The sequence below is a fragment of the candidate division WOR-3 bacterium genome, from assembly GCA_039802205.1.
Classification (GTDB): domain Bacteria; phylum Hydrothermota; class Tepidihabitantia; order SM23-42; family JAOAFX01; genus JAOAFX01.
In genome coordinates this window covers 1-6,590 of the sequence record JBDRWD010000089.1, presented here as the reverse complement: position 1 = coordinate 6,590, position 6,590 = coordinate 1, and the positions used below count along the sequence as shown (strand labels likewise).

Sequence of the window (6,590 nt, the reverse complement as noted above, 5' to 3'; positions counted from 1 at the left end):
TGAGAACTGAAAAAGGAGGTGTATATGTTTAATTTATTGCTTGCGTTTCTTTTTGTAGCAAGGCCAGTGATACCGGGTAAGATGACTCCGGAACTGGCGCAGATTCTGCATAATACATCAGATAACGAAAAGATACTCGTTATCGTCCATATGGCTACCGAATATCCTTATGACCAGCTTCGGGGAATGACACCGGTTGAAAAGTGCAAGGTATTCGAGAATATTGCATTAAACTCACAACGCGAGATTGTTGAATACCTTAAGGCATTACCAAGAGAGATAGCCGAAGTCGGTGGTCAATTCTGGATATTCAATGGATTCCATTTAAAGGCGACAAAGGCATTAATCTATGAACTTGCCAAGCGTGATGATATCTGGTTTATTTGCCATAATGGGATAGTGAAACTTGATGCTGAGGTTCTGCCTGAAGCAGATATCACTGGTCGTGCTCCAGAATGGAACATCAAGAAAATTAAGGCAGATTCTTGCTGGGCAGCGGGTTATTCTGGTTCAGGGATAATTCTTGGTCATATTGATACCGGCGTATTAACTACCCATGAGGCACTTACCGGTAAATGGCTCTCTCCTTACTGGATTGATGGTGTGAGTGGACAGGCTAATCCTTATGACGACCATGGACATGGGACTCATACTATGGGGACTATCTGTGGTGGTGATGGCCCTGGTCCGTTTGCGAATGATGTTGGTGTTGCATATGGTGCCCGGTATATTCCAACCAAGGCATTTGATGCAAACGGTTCAGGACAGTATGCCTGGATTGATACCTGTATGCAATATCTGGCGCGATTGAAGTCTCAAGGTGTTGATATCCGGGCGATTGGTAATTCCTGGGGCAGTTCGGGTCAGACCGATTTACACTGGTGGGATATAATTCTGAACTGGAAAAACCTGGATGTATTTCCTGTATTCTCCCAGGGGAATAGTGGTCCAAATTCAGGAACAGCAAATGCACCAGGAAATTATCCCACTGCAATAGGTGTCGGAGCAACCGATTCACTTGATGTGATTGCAAGTTTCTCGTCCCGTGGTCCTGCACCAAATCAAAGTCCCTGGAATGACCCTCAATATTGGTATTACCCTACCTGGAATCTTACAAAACCCGATGTCTCTGCCCCGGGTGTCGCAGTCCGTTCTTCATATAATAATGGTGGATACACATCTATGCAGGGAACTTCTATGGCATCACCCCATGTCACCGGCGGAACTGCAATTCTCCTTGAAAAAAATTCCACTCTTACCCCTGACCAGTTATTCGAAATCTTTTATACCACCTGTGACCAGCCATCAGGTGGAGGTCCCTATCCTAACAACAATTACGGCTGGGGCAGGATAAATCTCTATCGTGCTTTACAACAGACACCGCCGCCAACTCCTCACCATAATATTCGTGTTCAGACAATAGTTGTCCCTGGAACAAGGGAGCGTGAATATACTGTTATCCAACCCCAGGTTCGTTTTAAGAATGCAGGAACCTTTGATGAAAACAATATTCCTGTGGTATGCCAGATAAAGAGGGGCACGACAACCGTTTATACCAGCAACCGAACGATTAGTTCACTCCTTCAGAATAAGGATACACTGATAACTTTTGATAATTTCACAGTTGGTGCCTGTGGCAATCATTATACTGCAATTGGCATAGCCAACCTTTCAACCGATACTCTCCATTATGATGACACATTGAAAAAGAATTTTGTTGCAGCAAGGGTTTATGAAGTCACAACGCCGGATTGTAATGCCTGGAAGATTGCCAATGCGGACTCTGGAACTCCACCCGCGCCAACGAATCCTGCCTGGATTCCAGCCACGGCGACTGAGAAACAGCAGATTTCTGCCCTTGATAATCAGTGGTGGCCTACCGCCGGCTCTCCACAAGATACCATACATATGGATGTGCAGTTATATGGATTCCGATTGACCGGAGTTCCTGATACCGCCATTGAGGAGATGTCCCTTGAGTGGTGGGGTCATCATGGAAGTGGCGTGCGGGACCAGTTAAGATTTAGGCTTTGGAACACCCTGACGAGTTCCTATTCATTAAAGATTACCCAACAGAATGTCACTTCAGATCAATTATTCAGCATAATTATTCCTGACGATTCTGCTGAAGCCTATGTGGGTAATGATGGTTTCTTGTACGCCTGCGTTGCGAATGATGTCTATATTAAATCTTCCTGCCCATTGCTCTTTGCTCATAATAAAAACAAGAGTTATTTCATCGGCGACATTGTAACCGGTGGTGATATTGGAACCTGGATTGGTAGGGTAATGGGTGTGAATATATATGCACCACCTGATTACGACGAATATGTAAAGATTGATGGTGATAAATTGCAAGCAGTGAATGGGAAATATCACCTCAGTATAAATGAGATGCTCCAGGAAATCAGTTATATTGATGAGGTAAAACTATATGCAGTTGACCATCCTGCTGGAAATGAAATTTATCCATACGAGGCGCTCCTCTGGCCTGGTTATCAGGGTTTGAAAATTTTCAGTGGTAGTGATAAACCAATCTATAAGGCATTCAATGAAAAGGGTCAGGATATTACTGAATATCTCAATGCGATTGACCGAAATTATGCCCCGTTTGAGTTAACCGGATTTGTAGGATTTGCCAAACCATTTACAATTACACTCGACCTTGGGAAATTGGATAATCCTGATAAAGCAGTTCTGTGTCTATATGGTAGCACACGTTTTCCTGATGCGGGGGAGATTAAGGAAGTGAGTGATATTTACGAAGCTTACAAGAAAGGAATGAAAGTTCAAAATCCGACTGTTGAAGTTTATAATAACGGCAAGTGGCATAAGATCAAATCATGCGGTATGCCCGCGGGTCATAAAAAGGTCGTTACCTATCCGCTCTTTGATGAAAATGGTAAGTCAATCTTCAAAGGCAAAGACTATAAATTAAGAATTACATTCTACCACGAAGTTTATCTTGATAAAGTCTGGATTAACACAGATACGGATAACAATTATCGGATTATGGTGCTGTCACCTGTTTCTGCAGATTTACACTATTATGGCTATTCTGCCTATGTTTCAAACGATGAGAAATACCCTGGTGAATTTGATTATGGTAACAAAGTTGAAATTGATTATCCACAGGCGGCAGGATATTATACAAGGTACGGTGATGTACTACCATTACTAAATGATGGCGATAGCAGATTTGTGATAATGAAATCGGGTGATGAGATAAAATTTGAATTCGATGCTACCAATCTACCGCAATTACCCGAAGGATGGAAGCGCGACTTTATCTTTGCGGCAAAAGGATTCTATAAAGCAATAAGACCTGGCCGTGCGTATGCATATTCTGTTGACCCATTGCCATTCTATGGAATGCGTAATGATTTGTCAGCCAACGGTGTTGGTTATTATCCTTATGACCCGGCACCAGGACTATTCGGTTCATTGATCGGAAGAATCTATGCCAAAATTACCTGGGGTTATCCATTCTCACTAAAAGATGCCGTCACCCTGTTCAAAGATCACATCACTGGTAGAATAAAGAATAAATATCCTGCAGAACTTACCGAATACTGCCAGGCTTGGAATACAAGAAGAATTGAAGGTTATTATCCTGCTTATTATGCGAACTTCTTGCCACATAAGAACCTTGAAAAAGTTCCGTTGACTGAGCGGGAAGGCAAATGGGCTACGCATCTTGCTTCATTAGGTATTCCTTTCGGTCCACACTCATTATACAGCAATTATGTCCGGCTTTGGATGGTTACCCATAATCCATTGGTGGTTGTTGAAGAAAAACCAGCAAATCAAGCACACGGATTTTCATTTATTGTTCTCCAAAATCCATTCCAAAATAATACGCAGATAGAGTACAACTTACCCACAAAGACAAAAGTCAATATTGGCATCTACGATAATACCGGTAGATTGGTTCGACGTCTTATCAACACACAACAAAATAAAGGGAGTTACCAGTTACAATGGTCCGGTGATGATGACCAGGGTAGAAAACTTGGTGCTGGCGTATACTTTGTGAGATTTGAAACCGACCAAACGAACACGGTTCAGAAAGTAATAATGCTGAAATGAGGAATACGGGGGCAGGAAAAAAACCCTGCCCCCCTTTCCAAATTCGCAGTTTATTGATTGCAATTTTTGGCTTTAGGTGGACTAAAATATTTATCCTGGAGAAAATTAGGGATAGATGTAAATTTTCTCCACAAGGCCGTAGGACAAGGCTTCACCCTTGCAGAAGAATAAAAGCAAACCTGAATAATTGCTCGAAATACTTGTGAGAGAACAGAATAATTATAAAATGGGAGATTAAAATTTCAAAAGATTATGAAAGCGATGAGTAAGAGTACATTATTTTATAAAGGTGGGGTTAATTTTTCTCAAGAATTTTTTTATCTTTTTAAAAAAGGCGGAATAAATGCAATTCTTTCCTGTTTAAAACTATTCAGCACTGCCTTGAAGAACGAAAAGATTAATCAATTTGGAGACAAGGCAGTCCTTTTCTTTCTCATTCCCCCGATTCCATCAGAAAGTTTTAAACGCCATTTAAGACATTATTCCAATAAGTTTATTTTAGGAAATAGCAAAACACTCTTTGGCCAGGCATTCATTGCGGTCAATCGTAAGTGTCCATTTAATTGCTGGTATTGTAGTGCGGAGCATACGGCGGATAATGAAATGAGTTTAGAGGAATTAGACAAAATTATTATGTTGTTTAAATACTGGGGTGCAAGCACCATTGTCTTCACCGGTGGTGAGCCACTTTTAAGGGATGACATAGATAATTTGATTTCCAAATATTCAAAAGAGCTGTCTTTTATAATTTTGACCTCAGGCTATGGGTTAAATTTAGAAAGGGCAAGGAGACTAAAAGACAGTGGTTTGTTTTCCGTGTCCATCAGCCTCGACCACTACGACCGAAAAATTAATGATCAATCAAGAGGCAGAGAGGGGGCGTTTGACATTGCCCTTGATGCCATAAAGAATGCCAAGAGTGCTGGATTGTATACAGTCGTCCAGACCGTAGCAACAAGCGAATTGTTAAGGGATGGAGAGACAGAAAGATTCATAGACTTTGTAAAAAATTTAGATGTTGATGAATTATTCCTGCTTGAACCGCTCTGCACTGGAAGATTGTTTAGTAAAGAAAAAGATATCTATGTGAACAGCGAGGAGATAGAACGATTAAAATCATTACATATTCAATCAGCAAGAGAGAAAGATGGTGTAAAGGTTATCACATCTCCATTTATTGAAGACACAGAAAAATTTGGCTGTGGTGCTGGCACCCAGCATATCTATGTTGATACGAGTGGCGATCTCTGGCCCTGCAATTTTCTCCCTGTATCATTGGGGAATCTCTTAAGAGAACCTGAGACTGTGAAGATAAGACTCAAGAAATATTTCAGTAAGCCATGTGGTTTCTGTATTCTAAAGAAGTACCACAAAGAATTATTAAAATATTATGATAATGGATTGCCTATAAAGTTTGAACGCGTAGAAAAGATATTAGAAAAGATGGATAAAGCCTGAGACATTTATCCTTATAATAGAAGGAGGTATGATGGTAGAGAGTGTATTATTAGTCTTTACGCTACTACCACAGGTTCCAGGTAAGTTGACCCCGGAACTTTTAGAAATACTTGACCGCACTTCACCCGTTGAAAAAATCTTTGTCATTGTGCATATGAATACTGAATACCCGTATGCTGAGATTGAAAACTTGAACCCTCAGGAAAAATGTAAAATCTTTGAGCAGGTTGCCAGAAATTCCCAGAAGGAGATTATCGATTATCTTAAAAAATTGCCCGTAGAAAAGGCAGAAGTCCTTAAGCAATTCTGGATTTTTAACGGCTTCCATCTGAAAACAACGAAGCAGGTAATCTATGAACTTGCCAAACGTGATGATATCTGGTTTATCTGCCATAACGGAATAATAAAACTTGATGATGAGGTTTTGTCAGAATCGGATATTACAGGGCGTACGCCAGGGTGGAATATTATAAAGATAAAAACGGATTCCTGCTGGCTTGCTGGATATAGCGGTGCAGGTGTTATTGTTGGACACATTGATACAGGAGTTATGATAGACCACCCTGCCCTTGAAGGGAAATGGTTATTACCTTACTGGTATGATGCGGTGAATTTTTACCCTAGACCATATGATGATCATGGACATGGCACTTTTACGATGGGCACTCTATGCGGTGGTGATGGCTTTGGACCATTCGGTGAAGATGTCGGTGTTGCCTTTGGTGTAAAATATATTGCAACCAAGGCATTTGATTCTCGTGGCTCTGGACAATATGCCTGGATAGATGCCTGTATGCAGTATCTTGCAGATTTGAAGGCACAGGGTGTGAACATTCGTATAATAAATAATTCATGGGGATCTGCCAATGGCTCGGATTTACACTGGTGGAATCTCATTCTCACCTGGAAAAATTTAGGAATCTTTGCCGTTTTTGGCACAGGAAGTAGCGGTCCTGGTTCAGGGACGGTTGTTTCACCGGCAAGTTATCCCCTTGTCGCCGGAATCGGTGCCACCGATTCCAGTGATAACATAACGAGTTTCT

General features: G+C 41.3%; 3 protein-coding genes. All 3 read left to right on the top strand.

Annotated features, from left to right (window positions below):
• Nucleotides 1–24 precede the first annotated feature (24 nt).
• Entirely contained in the window at nt 25–4,089 is a 4,065-nt protein-coding gene (locus tag ABIL39_12070) for a S8 family serine peptidase (GenBank protein MEO0166862.1), read from the top strand.
• A gap of 252 nt (nt 4,090–4,341) precedes the next feature.
• A complete protein-coding gene (locus ABIL39_12065) occupies nt 4,342–5,547 on the top strand; it encodes a radical SAM protein (protein MEO0166861.1) in 1,206 nt (401 codons plus the stop codon).
• A gap of 31 nt (nt 5,548–5,578) precedes the next feature.
• The coding region (locus tag ABIL39_12060) for a S8 family serine peptidase (protein MEO0166860.1) at nt 5,579–6,590 on the top strand (1,012 nt) is incomplete at its 3' end.